Below are 18,945 nucleotides of genomic sequence, written 5' to 3' on the forward strand. Positions count from 1 at the left end.
TAGCCAGGGCCGCCGACTTTCTCCGAGCGCGCGTACTAGGGTTGGGAACTGGATAGCGCGGAGCAATGGTGTCGTGTGATTGCTCGGCGAGAACGTCCACAACGCCAGCGAAAGGGACCCCTGTGACCTCGACTTCCGCCACTCCGACTCCTGAGCACGGGCAGCTCTTTGCGAACCCGGACCGCAACCTCGCTATGGAGTTGGTGCGCGCAACCGAGGCCGCTGCCATCCGAGCGACGCCGTTCATCGGGCGAGGCGACAAGAACGCTGCCGATGGCGCCGCGGTCGATGCCATGCGCAAATTCCTTTCGACCGTCGACTTCGCCGGCGTGGTCGTCATCGGCGAGGGTGAGAAGGACGAAGCCCCGATGCTGTTCAACGGCGAGCAGGTCGGCAACGGTCAGGGCCCTGACTGCGACATCGCGGTCGACCCGATCGACGGGACGAGCTTGACCGCCGCCGGGCGCCAGAACGCGTTGAGCGTCATCGCCGTGGCTGACCGCGGTTCGATGTACAACCCGAAGGATCTCTTCTACATGGAGAAGATCGTGACCGGCCCCGAGGGGGTCGGTGTCATCGATCTCGCTCGCCCGATCGGCGAGAACATCCGCGCGCTGTCGAAGGCGAAGAACAAGCCGGTCGAGGACATGGTCATCGCCGTGCTCGATCGACCTCGCCACGAAGAGCTCATCAACGAGATCCGCGAGGCCGGAGCAGGGACGCAGCTCATGCTCGACGGTGATGTCGCTGGCGGCATCAACGCGGCGCGGGGCACCGGGCGCATCGACATGTGCGTCGGCATCGGCGGAACGCCGGAGGGCATCATCACCGCCTGTGCGATCAAGGCCCTGGGCGGCGTGCTCCAAGGCCGCTGGTACCCGCGCAATGCTGAGGAGCGCGAGCGGGCGATCGCTGCTGGACACGATCTGGATGCGGTGCTCACGCAGGACGATCTGGTCCGCACGGAGAACACGTACTTCGTGGCCACGGGTGTGACTGACGGTGGCCTGTGCGCGGGTGTCCGCCGGGTCGGCAACCGCATCATGACGGATTCGGTTGTGCTCCGTTCGCGTTCGGGCACGGTCCGCAGAGTCACGGCTGAGCACCTCGCCGACAAGTGGCTCTGACCCGGGTCTCTCTCTGACACATTCGCTGTTCTTCGGATGCTCCGCCCGCCACCAGGCCGGTGAAGCACCCGGGGGCAGCGATGTCTCGTCCGGGTGACTTGGGGTGCGCGTCAGCGCCCGCTTGGCGCGCTCTCTGCCGGTCCGGACAGCGTGGGTTCGGTCAGTTCTGGCGCCGTGAGCCCGCGGAGCTGGTCCTCGACCGGCCGCGGGGTCGAGATCGGCGAGCCGATGTTGAGCGCGTCGAGTTTCCGGGCCGTTGGCAGCACGCGCGTCTCGAGCGAGCCGAGGAACGCGTTGTAGCTGGTCGTCGCCCCTGCGAGTGACCGACCGAGCTTGTCGATGTGGGTCGCGAGGGTGCCGAGGCGCGCGTGGAGTTGCGTGCTCAGCTCGAAGATCTCGTGTGCACGGTCTTCGAGGACGTCCTGCTGCCAGGCGTATGCGATGGCACGGAGCGTGGCCCACAGCGAGACCGGCGACGTGACCGCGACGCCACGGTGGATGGCGTCCTCGAGCAGCGAGGGATCGGCGGCGACGGCGGCCGAGAGCGCCGACTCGCTCGGCACGAACGCGATCACGAGCTCGGGCGATCCCGAGACCGCACCGGGGTAGCCGCGAGCGGCGAGCGCCGTGACGTGCGCCCTGAGCGTTTTCGCGTGTTCGCCCAGGAGGGTCCGCCGTCTGCTGGTCTCCTCCTCGTCGCCGAGCTCGCTGAGCTGGCTCGCTGCCAAGTACTTGGCCATCGGTGCCTTCGCGTCGATGACGAGGTGCTTGTCTCCGGGGAGGTGCACGAGCATGTCGGGGCGACCCGCTCCCTGCTCGCCGCTGACGCTCACCTGCGTGTCGAAGTCGACCCGTTCGAGCATCCCCGAGGCCTCGACGATGTTGCGAAGCTGCGCCTCGCCCCATACGCCGCGCGCCTGGTTGGACTGGAGCGCGGAGGCGAGCGAGTCGGTCGTCGCCCTGAGGCGTTCGTCTGCCTCGTGCTGGTTGCGGAGCTGCTCGCTGAGCTCGCCATGCTGCTGGAGCCGCTGCTCCTCGATGGACGCGACGGCCCGGCGCATGAGCTCGAGCTGCTTGTTCACCGGGGCGAGGGCCGTGAGCACCTGCTGCTCACCGACCTCCTTCGACCGTCGTGCCTCGAGCTGCGCTCGCTCACGCGCGAGAACCCCCTCGAGGTGATGCTCCGCGGTCGCACGCGCCTCGTCTGCTGCTTCGGCTCGCGCGCTCGCACCGGCCAGCTCAGCTGCGAGCTGCTGACGCTGTGCTGCGCCGCGCATCGCGGCGACGGCGAAGCCGACGACGAGGCCGAGGAGGAGCCCGATGGCGAGGAGAAGAAGATCCATACGTCCACCCTCGCAGGTGCCACCGACATTTCAGGCGAAGGTGGCCGCCGCAGTGAGTGTCGCCGCGCGTTCCCGCTCCTGATCGAGTTCGATCCGCTCGATGGCGACGTCACGGCTCGCTGCCAATGAGGCGAGGTCCGGAGCGCCGAACCGCCGTGCGCTGTCGATGACGATTGCCGCGCTCGCCTCTGCATCCGAAACAGGGTCGTGGTGGACCAGTGTCCGAAACCCTGCGGCTTCGGCGGCAACCGGGAGACGATACGAGTGCAGCTCGTAGCTTCGGCGCGCCAGTCGGAGGGAGCAGAAGTAGCGCAGGGCCGGCAATGCTGCCTGCGTCGCGAGGCTCGTCGCCAGCAGCACGCCGATGTCGAACCTCGCGTTGTGTGCCACGAGCACGTCGTCGCCGAGGAAGGCGAGCAGCGCCGGCAGCTGTCGCTCCCAGGATTGGGCCCCGCGGGTCATCTCCCGGCTGATGCCGTGCAGCTGCACGTTGAACGGGCGGAACTCATCGTGAGCGCTCGGCGGTCGGATGAGCCAGGTCGCACGATCGGCGATCCTCCCGTCGCGGACTCGGACCAGACCGACCGCGCACGCCGAGGCGGGGGAGCCGTTGGCGGTCTCGAAATCGATCGCCGTGAAGTCGATGGTCACGTTGTCCATGCTCGCACGCTGCGCCGTATTCGACCGCTCCCGGACGGAGAGTGGGAAGATGCTGGACTAACTTCATGGACTACTGACCTGATATTGCGGGATCACAAAGAAATGCGTGCGGGCAAGCCGCCGTAGGATTCCAACACCGGAATAGCACCCCGATGAGATGCAAGGGCGTTCGCCTCTGTGCAGGAAGAAGAAGGAATCTCCATGATCGTTGCGGTCCTCGGGGCTTCAGCGTGTCTGGGGCTCATCCTCTACGTGGCCGTTCGCATGGACAGGGCCCTGGTGTCAGCGGAGGTCGGGCCACCGGTGCGCTGGATGCTGCTCCTGTTCGCGAGCTTGCTCGGCTTCGCCTACTTCTTCCTGATCTTCCACGCTCAGGGTGACGATCACGCGCCGACGCAGCTGGAGGTGCTGGGAACAGTCGCGCTGTGCCTGCTCGCGGGGCTGCTCGTCGTCTTCATCGAGGCCGTGCACGCCAGGAGGCCGTCGGTCGTGCAGCCGAAGCGCGTCCTCGTGGTTGGGGCGCATCCGGATGATCTGGAGCTCGCGTGCGGCGGCACCGTCGCGTCGTACGTCGATGGCGGACACCAGGTCAAGGTCCTCGTGATGAGTCGTGGTCAGCGGGGCGGCGATCCGTCGGCGCGCATCCTCGAGGCGCACGCCGGGGCGGCGATGCTCGGTGTCGACGATGTCACGGTGCACGACTTCCCGGACACGCAGCTGGCCGACGCGAACGGCAGCATGATCCGCGCGATCGAGAGCGCGATCGCGTCCTTCGCGCCGACGGTCATCCTCACGCACTCGGAGCACGACCACCACCAGGACCACCAGGCGGTGCACCGTGCAGTCGTTCGAGCGGGGAGGCAGGCGTCGTCCATCCTCTGCTTCGAGTCTCCCTCGGTCACGCGGCAGTTCAACCCATCGATGTTCGTCGACATCGACGCGTTCATCGACGTCAAAGTCAAGGCGGTGCAGACGCACCGCGACCAGGCAGGGAAGCCGTACATGACCTCGAATCGGGTGCGCGGGATAGCGGCCTTCCGAGGGGCGCAGGCTAAGTGCGATCACGCGGAAGGGTTCGAGCTCGTGCGATATCTGCAGAACACAGGAGGACGCTTCTCATGATGAGGACAGTCTTGGTCACCGGGGCCGGAGGTCCCGCGGGGAAGGCGCTCGGACGGCAGCTCGCTTCTCTGCGCGCCAACGGTCTCGAGATCTTCGCGATCGGTACCGACATCACCGCTCTGTCGGACGAGAACTTCTCGATGACGGTGCAGGTACCGCGCGCGGACTCGCCGGACTACGCTCCGGCGCTTCGAGAGCTCGTCGTGCAGACGCGAGCCGACGTCGTCATTCCGACGGTGTCAGAAGAGCTCGTTCGGATCGCTGGAATCGCGCACCTGCTCGGAGAAGGTGAGCGGGAGCCAGCGGTCGTCGTCTCGCCGCCCGCTGCGACCACGCTCTGCGAGGACAAGCTCTTCACCATGTGGGCCCTTGACGCTGCCGCCGTCGCCGTGCCGAAGTTCACGGGTGGTGCCGAGCACGCGACCGCGCAGAGCGCACTCGATGCGTTCAATGGCCCGGTCATCGTGAAACCACGCGTGTCCCGCGGAGGCAGAGGCGTTCGCCTCATCGAAGACGCCCGCGACGACTGGGGTGGTGTGGACGCCCGAAGCCTCATCCAGGCCTTCGCGCCCGGCATCGAATACGCGCCCCAGGTCTACCGCTCACCTCGGACCGGAGAAACCAGCGTCGTGGTGCTGGAGAAGACCGTCATGAAGGAGGGCCGCATCGGGAACGCCGTCGAGACGACGCGGCTTGCCGCGCACGAGGCCGTCGATGTCGCGTGGCTGGCAGAGTCGGCCGTCACGAGGCTCGGACTCGTGGGGCCCGTCGACCTGGACATCCGGCGCGATGAGCATGGCGTGCCCGTCGTGCTCGAGGTCAACGCGCGCTTCGGGGCCAATTCAGAGCACGCTCCCGAGCTGCTCGCCTCGGTGCTCGCCGACTGGGCGTCCTTGGTGGAGCAACTGGACCCTGCATGACCCCGTGGCTCTTCTGGCCGCTCCTGATCCTCGGCACGCTCATCCTCGTGCTCGGGGCGCTGAAGCTGGTCTACCTGCCGCTCGCGGTGGCCTACGAGGTCTCGGCGAGTCGCCGTCGTCGCCATCGACCGCGTCATTCCGAAACGACGATCTTCGGGGTGAGCGCACCGTTCGTGAGCGTTGTCGTGCCCGCGTTCAACGAGGCGAATGTGCTCGAGAACTGCGTTCGGTCGCTGGCGCGTTCGAACTATCCAGCGTTCGAGATCATCCTGGTCGACGACGGATCCACGGACTCGACGTTCGCGCGGATGCAGGAGCTCGCGGCCGAGTATCCAGGGGTCACCGCGCTGACCAAAGCCAACGGCGGCAAGGGGTCTGCGCTGAACGTCGGCATCAAGGCTGCGCAGGGCGAAGTCCTGCTGTTGAGCGATGCCGACGGAGTATTCGGTGAGGACGCCATCGCGAGCATGATCGAAGCCTTCGCGGATCCGTCGATCGGAGCTGTCTGCGGGGACGATCGGCCCGTCAACCTCGATCGAGTCCAGACGCGGTTCCTCGCCGTGATCAGCCACGTGGGCACGGGCCTCGTGCGCCGTGCCCTGCACGTGCTGCGGTGCCTCCCGATCGTCTCCGGCAACATCGGCGCGTTCCGTCGCGACGTGCTCGAACGCAGTGGGCTGCTCGCCGAGGACACACTTGGGGAGGATCTTGAGCTCACCTGGCGCATCTACCGCGCCGGGTTCCGAGTTGCGTTCGCACCGAGAGCGGTCGTCTTCGCCGAGAGCCCGTCGACGATCAGGGGACTGTGGCGACAGCGAGTGCGGTGGGGTCGAGGCTTACTGCAGACCTGCGGGAAGCACGCTGACATGATCGGGAATCCCCGCTTCGGGATCTTCGGCCTTTCCTTGATCTATCTGGTCGCCACGTCGATCGTCGTGCCGATCGCCCAGCTGCTGATCGTGCCCCTGCTCATTCTTGCCGTCATGCTCGGCGACAGTTCGGCCGTTGCCTCGGATGCGTGGCAGCTCGTGCTCTGGCTCGGACTCCCGGTCGCGGTCCTCTTCCTGCTCGTCGCTGTCGCGCTCAACCGCGCCTGGGGTGATCTGCGGTTCGCGTGGACCCTGGTGCTGTGGCCCGTCTACTCCTCGCTCATGAGCGTGGTGTTCGTGCGGGCGCTCTCCCTGGAAATCCGAAAGGCCCCACAACGATGGAACAAGCTCGAACGAACCGGGGTCGTGTCCCGCACCAGCACGGAGCGCGTCGCCGCGCCGCTCTCTGCGTCCTGACCGTGGTCTCGCTCTTGGGCCTCGCCGCATGTGCCGACGACTCGCAGATCATCTACCCGGAGGTGCGGGCGGTGAGCCTCGGCTTCGAGGACGTCGCCAACGCCGACACGGATTGGTCTGCGGTCCGAGCCGACCTCGAATCTGTGAACGCGAATGCCGTGCACCTCGCAGTGGGGCGTGTCGAGTGGTCGGCCTTCCCGTGGGCGAAGCATGCGGATCGCAACTCGTCTCTTGTCGACGAGACCGGAACCGACTACGTGCAGCGTGCGATCGATGAGGTCGGCACCCAGCCGGACGGGACACCTCGACGGATCGTGCTGACGATCGATGCCCTGATCCCCGAGCTCATCGCCGCTGACCCCGAGCTCGCAGGGGTCGACGCATCTGGCCAGCGGTCGGAATCCTTCTCGTCCGCGTCTGCGCTCGCGGACGGACCGGTGGGGGACCGGCTCGTCGAGATGGTCGGGTACGTCGCCAGGACCTACGACGCTGACGAGGTCACGCTCACGGAGACCATGTTCGATGGGTCCACATTCGGCGATGACGACCGCGAACTGTACATGTCGATGTTCGGCGCAGCCGACTGGCCACGAGACGCAGACGGTGCGATCGATACCGGGCATCCGTCGATCGGCGCGTGGCGGTCGCAGGTGATCGCCCAGCTCGCATCCCGTGCACGTGTGGCGGCGAACGCGGCCGGCAGTGAGCTGGCGCTGGATGTGCGCACGTCGTGGGAAGACCCGGTCTCCGGACGCGCTGAGAGCGGCCACGACCTCTCGGTGCTCGCGGGGGCCGTCGATCGGCTCATCGTCTGGAACTACTTCGGCATGAGCGGTGCGTCTGGCGATGACTCGACCACCCTGACGCGCGCGTTCCGTGACGCGGGTATCGATCCGACGATGGTGACGATGTCAGTGGGGCTGTGGACCGACGACGGGGACGTGTTGCTCGATCCGGCTGATTTCGGGGCAGGGGTTCGCGCTTCCGCGAGCTACGGGGTGACGAGTGTCGCCGTCACGCCGCGCTCGCTCATGACGCGAGCGCACTGGGACGCGCTCGCGTCGGTCTGGAGTGCCGAATGACGCTCGGCCCCGTACGATAGACCCTCGTGGCTCTTACTCTTGGCATCGTCGGCCTGCCCAACGTCGGCAAATCGACCCTTTTCAACGCACTCACGAAGAACCAGGTTCTCGCGGCGAACTACCCGTTCGCGACGATCGAGCCGAACGTGGGGGTCGTCGAGCTGCCCGACGCTCGCCTGAAGGTGCTGGCCGAGATCTTCGGGTCGGAGCGCATCCTCCCCGCAGCGGTGTCGTTCGTCGACATCGCCGGCATCGTGCGCGGTGCGAGCGAGGGGGAGGGCCTCGGCAACCAGTTCCTCGCGAACATCCGTGAAGCGGATGCGATCGTGCAGGTCGTGCGCGGCTTCGAGGACGGCGACGTGGTGCATGTCGACGGCAAGGTCGAGCCGGCCAGCGACATGGAGACGATCAACACCGAGCTGATCCTCGCCGATCTGCAGACCATCGAGAAGGCGCTGCCGCGCTTCGAGAAGGAGGTCAAGCAGAAGCGTCTTGACTCGTCCGTGCTCGAGGCGGCGAACGAGGCCAAGGCGGCGCTCGACGAGGGCACGCTGCTCTCGGCGACGAAGATCGATCTCGAGCCCGTCAAGGAGCTCGGCCTGCTGACGGCCAAGCCCATGATCTTCGTCTTCAACATCGACGAGGCCGCGCTGAGCAGCGAGGAGAAGTTGGCCGAGCTGGCCGCGCTCGTCGCACCCGCGAAGGCGATCTTCCTCGACGCGCAGACCGAGTCGGAGCTCATCGACCTGGACCCCGAAGAAGCGGCAGAGCTGCTCGCGTCGCTCGGCCAGGACGAGTCGGGCCTCAGCCAGCTCGCGCGCATCGGCTTCGACACGCTCGGCCTGCAGACGTACCTCACCGCCGGCCCAAAGGAGTCGCGCGCGTGGACGATCCGCAAGGGCTGGAAGGCCCCGGCTGCGGCCGGCGTCATCCACACCGATTTCGAGCGCGGCTTCATCAAGGCCGAGGTCATCTCGTTCGATGATCTTGTCGAGACCGGCTCCACCGCCGAGGCTCGCGCCAAGGGCAAGGCCCGCATGGAGGGCAAGGACTACGTCATGCAGGACGGCGACGTCGTGGAGTTCCGCTTCAACGTGTAGCGGTGGCAGCGTCCACCGTCTGACTCGTGCAGACCAGCCTCGGACCGTCGATGGGAAGGACTTGCAGTGAGTGACTCGCCCGTGTTCGCGCCCATTCCTGCCAGGGAGCGTCGGGAGTCGCCGCTTGGTGGTCGGAAACCTCTGACTTCCGAGCTTGCCGCGTTCCGGGGCAGCGACGCCGATGCCGTGGACGACATTCTCCCCGTCGATCTCGCAGCAGTCCGTCTCCTCATCGTGGGCGTCAACCCGGGGCTGTGGACTGCGGCGGTCAACGCCCCGTTCGCTCGGCCGGGCAACCGTTTCTGGCCCTCGTTGCACCGAGCCGGGTTCACGGACCACGTCGTCGACGCCTCGCGCGGACTCTCAGCCGACGACGAGCAGTCGCTGCTGCGCCGCGGCATCGCGATCACGAACCTGGTCGGTCGCGCCACGGTGCGAGCTGACGAGCTCTCGCGCTCAGAGTTGCAGACCGGCGGGCGACGACTCGTCGAACGTGTGCGGGAGATGCGTCCGGACGCGGTGGCCGTTGCCGGTATCACCGCCTTCCGAACCGCATACGCGCTGCCCAGGGCGGTGCTCGGACGGCAGGATGTGCTCGCGATCGACGGTTGGCCTGAAGGCGTCGACCTCTGGGTCGTTCCTCAGCCGAGCGGGCTGAACGCGCATGAGACGATCGACACGCTCGCTGTCAAATGGCGAGAGGTCTGGGAGTCGCTGCCACCCGAGTGACGCTCCGTACCTGGACTGAACAGGTCGGGCCTCGGACCGAGCAGAGGGCTACGCCGCGAGCGCCGCTGGGACTGGACCTCAGCGGTCGCGGTGCGGCAGCCAGAGGTGGACGTCGATGTCTTCCGGCTGCTCCAGGCTCACCGCGATGGTCGTGATGTGCACGCCGTCGCGTGCGTGCACGTGGATCCAGCCCTGCTCGAAGTCGCGCAGATCGTCGTGCTCGCCGATGTACGTCGGCACCCCGAACGGGAGCTCCTCGCGCGTCGGGCGGGCGGGCGTTCCGTCGACGAACGCGGCGAAGCGCTCGGCCCGGGAGACCGCGCCGCCGATCTCGACACGCTCGAGACGGCCGTCGCGGAACGAGAGGTCGACCCCGTCGAGCCGGCCGACCGCCAGCACCAGCGGATGCGCTTCCGGCTGGCCGAGGGCGTCGAGGAACATCGTGAACTCGCCGGAGCGCCACCGGTGGATGCGGTGGGACACGCTCACCCCGGTGGGGAGCGCCGTCAGCTCGGTCACCGCCGCGTCGGCTTCGTGCGAGCTGTACTCCGTCATCAGATCGCAAGTGCCGAACCGTCGGAGTTCCATCCGGCCGGTCGTCGCGAGCGGCGCACCGAACGCTCGACGAGTCTCGTCACGCGTCCCTGGCCAGCGCGGACTGCGCACCGGTGGCGTCTCAGCCGCCCAGGGCTCGGTGTCCACCTCAGGGGAGGGGCGGAGGCGGACGCTCAGTACGCGGGCGTCTTCGACCTGCACCTCCGCGCCACAGTCGAACTCGAGAAGGTGCCTGGGGAACCCCGACGACACGGCCCAGCGCCGGCGGACCTCCCCGAGCAGCTCGACCCCGCGCGTCCACGCGAAGCCGCCCTCCGGCTCGCCGAGCATCTCGAGGAGCAGCCTCATCGGCCCGTCCGGCACGGGCTGCGCGGCGGGGCGCTCGAGGATCACCTCGGCAAGGCCCTCAGCCTCGTAGCCGAGGCGCACGCGATCACCCTCGAGGCCGTGCACGTCCGAGTCCGCCTCGATGGAAGCGCCAAGCACCGCCGACACCTGAGCTCGACTCGCCCCGGCACCGAGCCCGGCGATGAGGCCAGCCGGTCGCGGATAGGCGGGGTCCCCGCGCAGCGTGAAGCGGATGCCTGCGACGCGCCCGGCATCCACGGTCACGTCCTCCGTCCCGCCCGCGAGCGCCCGCGAGACCGTCGCGCGTTCCGAATCCGGCGCCTCACCCAGGGCGTCCACGTGGTGCCAGATCTCCCCGTCGACGCGGGGAGGGAACATCCGGGTCCTCGCAGGAACCCACTGCTCCGGATACCAGGACCCGCCGCGAGGGTCGAAGAGCCTGAGGTCGTCGTGCTTCCCCGACCAGCACTCGCCGACGAACCCTGGCTTGACCGAGTCCCAGACCAGCTCCCCGACGTACTGCTCGGCGGTGAGCTCGAAGAGCGCATCCGCGGAGCCGTGCCCGACCTGCTGGTCGACGCCGACCCAGGTGGTTCCGGTCGACGTCTCGACGCCGAGGCTCGGCTGGCTCCTCACCTGCACGAAGCACCGCGAGTCCAGCTCCGGCGCCTTCGATCTGCTTCTGCGCTTCGACACTCGGGGTCCGCCAATCCGGTCTGCCAGGGCAGGGGCAGCGCACTGACAGCAGCAACCGTACCCGGATGCTCGTCGATGGCGCCCTCAAGCACCACCGGTGACGGTCGCCGAACCGGCAGTGAACGCTGCTCGCGGACACGCGTGCCGCCTCGCATACTGGTGGCGTCGGTTGAGCCTCGAGGAAGTGGTGGACATGAGCAGAGACGTGAACATGCCGAGCATCGATGTCTCACGGGACGGGCTGCGCATCGACGGCGTGCCGGTCGACGCGCAGAGCGTCCGAGCCCTGACGGACGCGCTCGGTTCGCCGCGCACCCTTCCACCGAACGGGAGCACCACCTGGGTCGTCTGGGACGACGTCGGCGTGCGCGCGTCCACGAAGGACGGCGAAGCTGCGACGGGCGTCTACGTGACCGTTGCGACCGATGCGCAGAGAGAGGCGAAGCGCGACGAATCGGCGCGCCTCTGCCGCCCTTTGGGGCTCTACACGGGTGCGTTCACCATCGGGGGGCAGTCGCCGATCGCCGCGGCCCCGGATGCGGAGCTCCGGAAGGCGTACCTCATGCTTCGGTTCAGGGTCGGAGATTGGGAGTTCGTCCTGCTCCTGAACACCACCGAGCTGCGGGAGCTCCACGCGATGGAGGCCCGGGAGCGCTTCGCCAGACAGCAGACCGAGGAGCTGGCGGACATGGTCCGGTCGGCGCAGGCACCGGTCACGGAGATCATCGCCTCGTACAGGCCCGTGCTGCCGGTACAGGAGCCGTCTGGCAAGTGGAAGCTTCCGGTGCTCGAGGAGCCGACACTCTCGCTGAAATCGTTCCCGTTCCGGCTCGCCATCCTCAACGAGCTCATGTTCGTTCAGCGAGTGCTCGGTCCGCGCTTCAACGTGTACGACTTCGCTCAGGATCGAGGGGCGAAGAACTTCGATCCGGACGAGTACTACGACACCATGATCCCTTCCGTGCGCGCCTGGCTGCGCAGCTACCCGATCCCTGCGCGCGTAGCAGGGAAGGTCGAGAAGCTCGTTCTCGACGGCGGCAATGAAATCTACGCGCAGCTTATTCCGCAGTGGGATGGCGAGGACAGCAGCTTCGACATCGCAACCGTCACCGACCACGACCTCGCGCCGTTCACGAACCTCCGGCGAGTGGACGACATCGGCGGTTTCCTCGGGCCCCGCGCACGCAGGGCGCTCGCACGGCGCGGCGTGCAGGTCGACGGTGCCGACTGAGCCGTCCTTCCGTGAGCAGCACGCGAGGGCCTCGTCATCCAGGAGCACTCGGTCGACGGCGACGGGCACCTTCAGCATGGCCTGGGTAGGGTCGTCGCGAGGACACGTCCCCAAAGGAGGCCCACGATGATCGCGTATTCAGAGCTAGGCACGCTCGAAGACGAGCAGCAGGAACGCGTCCAGAGTCTCTTCGAGCGCAGCTCCACTATCTGGGACCTGCCAGAGGACGAAGGCAAGCTCGAGGTCTGGGATGAGTTCATCGAGGACTGCGAACGCGCCGAGTTCCCCCACCTCATCGCGAGCGCGCGGTTCGGCCAGTACACGACCCTCGTCAAGGCGGGGTTGGGAGTCCGAGCGCTCGACGCCTACGTGCGCCTCATGCAGGTCATCCACCGCCACGGCGACCTCATCGCACCCGAGAACGTGAACCGCATGCTCAATTCCATCGCGACGGCGAGCATGACGCTCGTCGACGACCCGGTAGTGCCGCTCGAGCAGATCACCCGTGCCATCGATCTCGTCGAGCAGCAGATCCGGCAGCGGGGTGCCGACATCGTCGGCGTCTACGTGGCGCGAGCCACGGTCTCTGCCGCCAGGGGCGAGGCCGAGGCGACGCTCGACTGGATTCAGCGCTGGCGATCCGAGAACAGCATCGAATGGCGTCCGGATGACTCCGGCGTCATCCAGATGGAGCTGCCTCTGGTGGCCCGCTTCGATCTGCCGCGCGCGACGGTGACGCTCGAGCAGCGGTTGCGGATGCTCGAGATCGACCCTCGCGCGTTCGACGAGGCGCGTTCCGAGGCGGTGAACGCCTTGCCGCTGCTCGTCATGCTCGCCTTCTTCTACGTTCGCGCGGGCCGTCGAGCCGACGCGAACCTCATCGCCGACCAGCTCCTCGAAGGAGTCGGATCCGCCCGGCTCGCTCGAGACGGTGTCGCCGAGTTCCTCATCCCCGTCCTGGAAGAACGGCCGGATGCAGCGCTCGCTTCCGTCGACCACACCCTCCGCAACCTGCACCTCGATGGGAGTGACTGGGAGGCGACAGCCGCCGTCGCGCGCAGCCGCATCCTCGCCGACCCGACTGGGGAGGAGGGCAAGCTGCTGAGGGCGCTGGCCGGGCAGTCCGCCGCCGCCTTGGACCGGCGTGGCGGCACCGACGTGCACTCTCGCGAACTCGAGACATTCTGGTGGGCGGGGCTCCCCACCCATCCGCGGCCCACCCTCGTCGATGACCCGGAGGTCTGGGGCGATGTGGAAGAACGAGCCGAGGCGATTCTCGCCGCGGGCTGGCTGCCTCGCACGGCCTCGGTGAGCTCCGAGGACCCGCCCATCTCCATCAAGCACCGCTACGTCGCGCACCTCGGCGACACGATGGAGCTGCTCTCCGCGGAGACCCCCGAAGACGCCGACGCCCTCGCGGCCTCCCTAACCGCGCGCTCGGAGCAGCTCAAGTGCGCGTCGACCCGCTACTGCGTGCCGTTGCTCCACGGTCTCAGGGCGGGTCAGCAGGGCAGGATCGCCACGCTCGTTCGCGACTTCCGCAGTTCGCAGACGGAGCTCCTGCGCGCGCACGACGCCATCGAGGACGCCTTCCAGGCTATTGGCGAGCGGTTCTTCGCGGTGACCGTCGAGCAGGCAGTCGCATCGCCCGACGTCGCGTGGTCGGAGATCGAGGAGCTCATCCAGACCGAGACTCGCCTGCGGGAGGTCACCGGTGGCCCGCTCGCGCATCTCTCGCTCGCGCGCGCGGAGATCGCCGCCCACCGCGACGATGGCTCGGCCCTGCGCGCGGCCGTCGAGCAGGTGCAGCACGAGCTGGCGGCTGAGGAGAAGCTGCTCGACCGGGTCTCGGTCGACCTCGAAGTCGTTCGGCTGACCGCCCTGGTCGAGCCCGCCTTCGCGGCGGCGACGGCCAAACGCGTCCTCGCGATCGGGGATGCCGAGCAGATTCGAGCCGCGACTGCGTGGCTGTGCTGGCTGGATGCCCGTTCCGGAGACAGGGCGGCCTCAGCCGAGCTTGTTCGGCTCCTGGAGAGCGTCGACGGGGATGTCACAGAGTTCGGGCCGTTACCCGGATGGGTGCTGCTCGAGGGGATAGCCGCACCCGGTGCGGACTTCGGACGGATCATCGATGCGCTGCTCGATGAGGTCGACGAGTCGCCAAGCGAGCTCATGGTCCTCGCCGCCTGCGGCAGCGCGCTGCTCGCCACATCCCCTGACGACCCGCGGGGCCCGAGACTCCGTTCGCGGGTCGCGGACCTCACCCGCGGTCTGGACGCCCGGAACGGGGATGACGGGTGGAGCACCTGGGTGCGGGACCGGTGGTTCCCGGGCGACACCTCCTTCGGGGTGTCCGCATGAGCGGGGAGAGCTTCCGTGTCGACCTGCGCGGCATCGTCGACATCCTGTCCCACCACCTGTACTCCAGCCCGCGCGTGTACCTCCGCGAGCTGATCCAGAACGCCAGGGACGCGGTGGTGGCCAGAAGCGAATCCGATCCGTCCGCCCCTCGGGAGATCGCGATCGAGATCGAAGACGGCGGGGCCGTGCTGGTCCGCGACTCCGGCATCGGGCTGACCGAGGAGGAGATGCGGTCGGTGCTCGCGACCATCGGCGCCTCGAGCAAGCGGAGCGACTTCACGCGAGTGCGTCGTCAGTACCTGGGCCAGTTCGGCATCGGGCTGCTGTCGTGCTTCCTCATCGCCGATCGCATCGAGGTGCGGTCGCGCAGCGCCCGTTCGGCCGACGCGCCGACGCTGAGCTGGGTCGGGAACTCTGATGGCACATTCACGATCACAAGCGCCCAGACGCCTCTCCCGGACGCCGGCACCGAGGTGCGAGTGCAGGCGCGCGCCGACGACCGGGAGTGGGTCGAACCGGTGCGGGTGCAACTGCTCGCTGAGCGTTTCGCGAGCTTGCTCGAGCTGCCCATCAAGCTGCAGACCGGTGCGCACCAGCAGTCCGAGATCGTCAGCACCCGGACGCCGCCATGGAGAGGCTCCGGCCTCGAGGCGACCGCCTGGTGTCATCGCGAGCTCGGATTCGCGCCCCTCGCCGTGCTTCCCATCGACGTGCCCACGGCCGGTGTGGTCGGGGTGGCCTTCATCTCGGACAGCCCGGGGCGGGTCGGGAACCGACACGGCGACACCGTCTACTCTCACGGCATGTTCGTCGCCGACGACAACGTGCAGCTGGCTCCGAACTGGGCCTACTTCGTGCGACTCGCCGTCGAGGGCGGCGACCTCGCCCTGACCGCCTCCCGAGAATCCCTGCAGGACTCGCCGGCGATCGGCGACGTGAAAGCGCAGATCGGGACGCAGCTCAGGCAGGGGATCGAGCACTTCGCGCTGAGCGACCCGGTCGGCTTCGACCGATTCATGGACGTCCACGCGAAGGGCATCCTCGCCATGGCGGCGGGCGATGACGACATGCTCGACCTCGTCATCGGCCACGTGCCCTGGGAGACCAGCGAAGGCACGATGACGCTCGCGCAGATCCTGCGCCTCTCGGACGATGTGCGGTACACAACGTCGATGACCGACTTCACCGCGTTCGCCCCGCTGCTGCGCGCGAAGCGATCGCTGCTCGTCAACGGCTCCTATGTCTACGGCAGCGAGATCCTCCGCAAGGTGCGTGAGCGCCGCGGGCATACGGCGCGCGTGCGAGCGTTCGACCCGCACGCGTTCCTCGACTCCCTCCCGGAACCGCGCGGGGGTGGCGCGGAGGCCCGCGGGTTCGAGGTGCACGCCCGTGCAGTCCTCGAACGGCTCGGCGTGGACCTCGATCTGCGGGCGTTCGCGCCTGCATCCACGCCTTCGCTGTTCGTGGCCGCCACCGGCGATGACCACTTGAGTCAGCTGGCGGACGACGGTGCTGAGGCGGACCCTTGGGCGGGGTTGCTCAGCGAGCCTGAGGCGTCGCCTGTGCGACCGCGGCTCGTCATGAACGTCACGAGCGACGCGGTGCGCTCCCTCGTGCGCGTGCGCGACGAGCGAGTGCGGGCGGAAGCCATCAGCGGGCTCTATGTCATCGGCCTCCTTCGGGCCGGCCAGACGCTCGACGAACGGCACGGTGAACTGCTCAGCAGCACGTTGCACACCCTGATCACGGCGGCGGGTGGCGGGGAGTGATGCCCGGGCTGAATCGGGAGTAGGGTCGCGGTCACGATCCGATCTCGCGTCCAACGGAGGGCCCCGAATGTCCGACACCACGTGCCACATGTCCATCTCCCTGGACGGCTTCGTCGCCGGCCCCGAGCAGAGCCGCGAGCATCCCCTCGGCCGGGGAGGGCACGGCCTCCACACGTGGCACATGGGGGATCCGCGCGCGACCGACGCCGACGAGGTCGCGGCCAGCTGGCTCATGCGGCCCCGAGGCGCCTACGTCATGGGCCGGAACATGTTCGGCCCGATTCGCGGCGAATGGGACGGAGAGTGGCGAGGATGGTGGGGCGATGAGCCCCCGTACCATGCGCCGGTGTTCGTGCTCACTCATCACGCCCGCGAGCCAATCGAGATGGAAGGCGGCACGACTTTCCACTTCGTGACCGACGGGTTCGACGCCGCCTTCGCCCGGGCCCTGTCCGTCGCGGACGGCAACGGCGTCGACATCGCCGGTGGCGCCTCCACGGTCCGACAGGCACTGCAAGCCGGCGTCATCGACGAGCTCGCCCTCGACATCGCGCCCGTGCTGCTCGGTGGCGGCGAGCGGATGTTCGACGGCGTCGAGACGTTCGGGTACGAACCGGTCGAGGTGCTGCACTCACCGCTCGCCACGCACATCCGGTACCGCAGAGCCGCACACGGCTGAGAGAGCGGGCCAGGCGGAAACCCCCTGCCTGGCCCGAGTCCGACTCCGTCGCGCTTACGCGCCCGCGGCCCTGCGCACGCAATCGGCGATGGTCTGCTCAGTCTCCGGCGTCAGCTTGATGAGCGCGAACGACGTCACCCAGAGGTCGCCGTCATCGAGCTTCGCGGCCTCCTCGAAGCCGAGCGTTGCGTACCGAGTCGTGAACTTCGATGCCGCCTTGAAGAACACGACGACCTTGCCGTCTGCGTCGGTGTAGGCGGGGAAGCCGTACCAGGTCTTCGGCATGAGCTGCGGGGCGACGTCCTTCACGATGCGGTCGACGCCCTCGGCGAGCGCCTTGTCCTCGTCGGTCATCTCCGCGATCGCCTTCTGGATAGCCGCGTCGCCCGCGGCCCGGTTCTTGCCCGCCTTCTGCTCGGCGCGCAGCTCCGCGGCACGCTGCTTGACCGCCTCGCGCTCGTCCTTCGAGAGTCCGGTCGTCTTCTCCGCCATGGCAGCTTCCTTCGTTCAGTCGTGAGCAGGTGAATCACGACTACGGTACGACCCCTGGCGCGCGGATGCTTCTCCGAACCTGCTCGGTCTCCTCGAGCTCGCGAGTTCGAGGTCGTCTCGGGCCGGGCGGCGCGAATCCCCAGCTCGCTCGTCCAGGATGGGCGAGTCTGAGGAGGCGCACATGGGACTTCGCTGGTATTCGACCGTCATCGATTCGAGAGATCACCGCGCTCTTGCGGCCTGGTGGGCGGAGACGCTCGACTGGCAGGTCTCCTTCGAGGACGGCGACGAGGCGGTCATCATCCCGAAGTGGCTCGATGAGGACAACCCTGGTGTGCCCTTCGAGCGGGTCGGCCCCGGACTGGTCTTCGTCCCGGTCGGCGACGACAAGACCGTGAAGAACAGGCTCCACATCGACCTCGCGGCTCCGCTGCACGAGAGCCAGGTCGCCCATGTCGACGCCTTGATCGCGAGGGGCGCCACCCGCGCCGACGTCGGGCAGGGCGACGACGTCAACTGGGTTGTCCTGCTCGACCCGGAGGGCAACGAGTTCTGCGTGCTCTCGTCTCGCGAGAGCTGAATCGCGGCGGCGTGCTGTGGACGTGCGCACTGCGACAGAGATTGTCGGTGGTCCGGTCCAAGATCAGGTCATGACAGATCAGCGAATCGACCAAGAAGCCGAGACCCTCGTCCAGACGATGGCGAACGACCTGCTCGAACCCGGGCCGCGCGAATGCCTGCTGTGCTACGTCGCCGTGCAGCTCGACGAGTTCGGCTGCGACGGCGCTCACCGCTTCTCGCAGTGGTACCAGGAACGCACGGCCCCGCGAGCGACCGCACTCCTCGAGCGCCTCGATCGTCTGGGCGCGTACTGCGACTGCGAGATCTTCCTCAACGCGTACGACGCGTGCGGGGGTGAGCCGGCGACGCTGCCGCCTTGCCTCGGCGTTCGGCGAGGTTCCACGCAGCCGTGCAGGCTGTGGTGGAGAGAGCGGCGATCCGCCTACTGACGGCCGCGGCCTCGCCGTTGCTCTGCGCAGGAGACGCAGTGCTCCGCGAAGGGACGAACCCGCAGCCTGATGTTCGGGATGCGCTGGCCGCACGTCGAGCAGACGCCGTAGCGGCCCTCTTCGAGGCGCAGAAGCGCTGCCTCGATCTGCCTGAGTTCCGACTGCGCCGCGTCCACCTGCCCGGCAAGGCGGGACCACTCGGCCGACAGCGGAGCGCCGTCGGGGTCGTGCTCGTCGTCGTCGTTGAGCGAGGAGCGGTCCTGGACAAGCGCCCGCAGTGCCGCGGACGTACTGGTGACGCGGTCGACGGCGTCCGCGCGGAGCGAGGCCAGTCGCTTCGCGTGCGTGGCGGGGGAGTCGGACTCCTCCATCTCATGAATGCCGTGCATGCGGGCCATTCTGCGCCACCAGCACCCCGGCCTGCCGAGGACCGCG

18 protein-coding genes are annotated in these 18,945 nt (G+C 68.0%); 13 read left to right on the forward strand and 5 right to left on the reverse strand.

The window, feature by feature from the left end:
- Window positions 1-194 precede the first annotated feature (194 nt).
- Window positions 195-1,127 (forward strand): class II fructose-bisphosphatase, encoded by a 933-nt coding sequence (gene glpX, locus HDC34_RS07710; RefSeq protein WP_244295971.1) that lies wholly within the window; start codon window positions 195-197, stop codon window positions 1,125-1,127.
- Between the two features lie 110 nt (window positions 1,128-1,237).
- On the opposite strand, the gene HDC34_RS07715 is transcribed toward glpX, so the two are convergent.
- Both HDC34_RS07715 and HDC34_RS07720 read right to left on the reverse strand, forming a co-directional pair.
- The gene (locus HDC34_RS07715) at window positions 1,238-2,470 is read right to left on the reverse strand and encodes a DNA recombination protein RmuC (protein WP_179556453.1); all 1,233 of its coding nucleotides are present in this window, start codon (window positions 2,468-2,470) and stop codon (window positions 1,238-1,240) included.
- 30 nt (window positions 2,471-2,500) lie between these two features.
- A complete protein-coding gene (locus HDC34_RS07720) occupies window positions 2,501-3,130 on the reverse strand; it encodes a 3'-5' exonuclease (protein ID WP_218854919.1) in 630 nt (209 codons plus the stop codon).
- A 201-nt stretch (window positions 3,131-3,331) separates the two neighbouring features.
- Between HDC34_RS07720 and HDC34_RS07725 the strand changes: the two genes are divergently transcribed.
- From HDC34_RS07725 to HDC34_RS07750, 6 genes are all read left to right on the forward strand, one after another.
- On the forward strand, window positions 3,332-4,252 hold the full coding sequence (locus HDC34_RS07725; RefSeq protein ID WP_104312327.1) for a PIG-L deacetylase family protein: 921 nt from the start codon (window positions 3,332-3,334) through the stop codon (window positions 4,250-4,252).
- Window positions 4,249-5,172, forward strand: coding sequence for an ATP-grasp domain-containing protein (locus HDC34_RS07730; protein ID WP_179556454.1), 924 nt, complete (start codon window positions 4,249-4,251; stop codon window positions 5,170-5,172). Before HDC34_RS07725 ends, HDC34_RS07730 begins: the two co-directional genes overlap by 4 nt.
- Window positions 5,169-6,458, forward strand: coding sequence for a glycosyltransferase family 2 protein (locus HDC34_RS07735; RefSeq protein ID WP_179556455.1), 1,290 nt, complete (start codon window positions 5,169-5,171; stop codon window positions 6,456-6,458). Before HDC34_RS07730 ends, HDC34_RS07735 begins: the two co-directional genes overlap by 4 nt.
- 2 nt (window positions 6,459-6,460) lie before the next feature.
- The gene (locus tag HDC34_RS07740; protein ID WP_179556456.1) at window positions 6,461-7,540 is read left to right on the forward strand and encodes a hypothetical protein; all 1,080 of its coding nucleotides are present in this window, start codon (window positions 6,461-6,463) and stop codon (window positions 7,538-7,540) included.
- Window positions 7,541-7,566: 26 nt separating this feature from the next.
- The gene (gene ychF, locus HDC34_RS07745; RefSeq protein WP_104312323.1) at window positions 7,567-8,640 is read left to right on the forward strand and encodes a redox-regulated ATPase YchF; all 1,074 of its coding nucleotides are present in this window, start codon (window positions 7,567-7,569) and stop codon (window positions 8,638-8,640) included.
- A gap of 186 nt (window positions 8,641-8,826) precedes the next feature.
- Window positions 8,827-9,369, forward strand: a complete 543-nt coding sequence (locus HDC34_RS07750; RefSeq protein WP_308807287.1) for a mismatch-specific DNA-glycosylase — start codon at window positions 8,827-8,829, stop codon at window positions 9,367-9,369.
- A 78-nt stretch (window positions 9,370-9,447) separates the two neighbouring features.
- Here the strand turns inward: HDC34_RS07750 and HDC34_RS07755 are convergent, their stop codons facing one another.
- Window positions 9,448-10,968, reverse strand: a complete 1,521-nt coding sequence (locus tag HDC34_RS07755; RefSeq protein ID WP_218854921.1) for a hypothetical protein — start codon at window positions 10,966-10,968, stop codon at window positions 9,448-9,450.
- A gap of 193 nt (window positions 10,969-11,161) precedes the next feature.
- Between HDC34_RS07755 and HDC34_RS07760 the strand changes: the two genes are divergently transcribed.
- The 4 genes from HDC34_RS07760 to HDC34_RS07775 all read left to right on the forward strand — a co-directional run bounded on the left by HDC34_RS07760 (window position 11,162) and on the right by HDC34_RS07775 (window position 17,008).
- The gene (locus HDC34_RS07760) at window positions 11,162-12,199 is read left to right on the forward strand and encodes a hypothetical protein (protein WP_179556457.1); all 1,038 of its coding nucleotides are present in this window, start codon (window positions 11,162-11,164) and stop codon (window positions 12,197-12,199) included.
- 126 nt (window positions 12,200-12,325) lie between these two features.
- Window positions 12,326-14,560: a hypothetical protein gene (locus tag HDC34_RS07765; protein ID WP_179556458.1), complete on the forward strand. Its 2,235-nt coding sequence runs from the start codon at window positions 12,326-12,328 to the stop codon at window positions 14,558-14,560.
- On the forward strand, window positions 14,557-16,329 hold the full coding sequence (locus HDC34_RS07770; RefSeq protein ID WP_179556459.1) for an HSP90 family protein: 1,773 nt from the start codon (window positions 14,557-14,559) through the stop codon (window positions 16,327-16,329). Before HDC34_RS07765 ends, HDC34_RS07770 begins: the two co-directional genes overlap by 4 nt.
- 67 nt (window positions 16,330-16,396) lie before the next feature.
- Entirely contained in the window at window positions 16,397-17,008 is a 612-nt protein-coding gene (locus tag HDC34_RS07775; protein WP_104312317.1) for a dihydrofolate reductase family protein, read from the forward strand.
- 54 nt (window positions 17,009-17,062) lie between these two features.
- On the opposite strand, the gene HDC34_RS07780 is transcribed toward HDC34_RS07775, so the two are convergent.
- Window positions 17,063-17,500 (reverse strand): hypothetical protein, encoded by a 438-nt coding sequence (locus HDC34_RS07780; RefSeq protein ID WP_179556460.1) that lies wholly within the window; start codon window positions 17,498-17,500, stop codon window positions 17,063-17,065.
- Window positions 17,501-17,681: 181 nt separating this feature from the next.
- On the opposite strand from HDC34_RS07780, the gene HDC34_RS07785 reads away from it, so the two are divergent.
- Both HDC34_RS07785 and HDC34_RS07790 read left to right on the forward strand, forming a co-directional pair.
- Window positions 17,682-18,080, forward strand: coding sequence for a VOC family protein (locus tag HDC34_RS07785; protein WP_179556461.1), 399 nt, complete (start codon window positions 17,682-17,684; stop codon window positions 18,078-18,080).
- Between the two features lie 70 nt (window positions 18,081-18,150).
- The gene (locus HDC34_RS07790) at window positions 18,151-18,510 is read left to right on the forward strand and encodes a DUF2695 domain-containing protein (RefSeq protein ID WP_179556462.1); all 360 of its coding nucleotides are present in this window, start codon (window positions 18,151-18,153) and stop codon (window positions 18,508-18,510) included.
- Here the strand turns inward: HDC34_RS07790 and HDC34_RS07795 are convergent.
- Window positions 18,504-18,899 (reverse strand): TraR/DksA C4-type zinc finger protein, encoded by a 396-nt coding sequence (locus tag HDC34_RS07795; RefSeq protein WP_257023093.1) that lies wholly within the window; start codon window positions 18,897-18,899, stop codon window positions 18,504-18,506. The genes HDC34_RS07790 and HDC34_RS07795 overlap by 7 nt on opposite strands.
- Window positions 18,900-18,945 lie beyond the last annotated feature (46 nt).

The sequence above is a fragment of the Pseudoclavibacter sp. JAI123 genome, from assembly GCF_013409665.1.
GTDB lineage: Bacteria > Actinomycetota > Actinomycetes > Actinomycetales > Microbacteriaceae > Pseudoclavibacter.

Excerpts from the sequence above, each read along its gene's own strand:
- glpX (WP_244295971.1), top strand. The coding sequence starts at position 195 with ATGGAGTTGGTGCGCGCAACCGAGGCCGCTGCCATCCGAGCGACGCCG.
- HDC34_RS07715 (WP_179556453.1), bottom strand. The coding sequence starts at position 2,470 with ATGGATCTTCTTCTCCTCGCCATCGGGCTCCTCCTCGGCCTCGTCGTC.
- HDC34_RS07720 (WP_218854919.1), bottom strand. The coding sequence starts at position 3,130 with ATGGACAACGTGACCATCGACTTCACGGCGATCGATTTCGAGACCGCC.
- HDC34_RS07725 (WP_104312327.1), top strand. The coding sequence starts at position 3,332 with ATGATCGTTGCGGTCCTCGGGGCTTCAGCGTGTCTGGGGCTCATCCTC.
- HDC34_RS07730 (WP_179556454.1), top strand. The coding sequence starts at position 4,249 with ATGATGAGGACAGTCTTGGTCACCGGGGCCGGAGGTCCCGCGGGGAAG.
- HDC34_RS07735 (WP_179556455.1), top strand. The coding sequence starts at position 5,169 with ATGACCCCGTGGCTCTTCTGGCCGCTCCTGATCCTCGGCACGCTCATC.
- HDC34_RS07760 (WP_179556457.1), top strand. The coding sequence starts at position 11,162 with ATGAGCAGAGACGTGAACATGCCGAGCATCGATGTCTCACGGGACGGG.
- HDC34_RS07765 (WP_179556458.1), top strand. The coding sequence starts at position 12,326 with ATGATCGCGTATTCAGAGCTAGGCACGCTCGAAGACGAGCAGCAGGAA.
- HDC34_RS07770 (WP_179556459.1), top strand. The coding sequence starts at position 14,557 with ATGAGCGGGGAGAGCTTCCGTGTCGACCTGCGCGGCATCGTCGACATC.
- HDC34_RS07775 (WP_104312317.1), top strand. The coding sequence starts at position 16,397 with ATGTCCGACACCACGTGCCACATGTCCATCTCCCTGGACGGCTTCGTC.
- HDC34_RS07780 (WP_179556460.1), bottom strand. The coding sequence starts at position 17,500 with ATGGCGGAGAAGACGACCGGACTCTCGAAGGACGAGCGCGAGGCGGTC.
- HDC34_RS07785 (WP_179556461.1), top strand. The coding sequence starts at position 17,682 with ATGGGACTTCGCTGGTATTCGACCGTCATCGATTCGAGAGATCACCGC.
- HDC34_RS07790 (WP_179556462.1), top strand. The coding sequence starts at position 18,151 with ATGACAGATCAGCGAATCGACCAAGAAGCCGAGACCCTCGTCCAGACG.
- HDC34_RS07795 (WP_257023093.1), bottom strand. The coding sequence starts at position 18,899 with ATGCACGGCATTCATGAGATGGAGGAGTCCGACTCCCCCGCCACGCAC.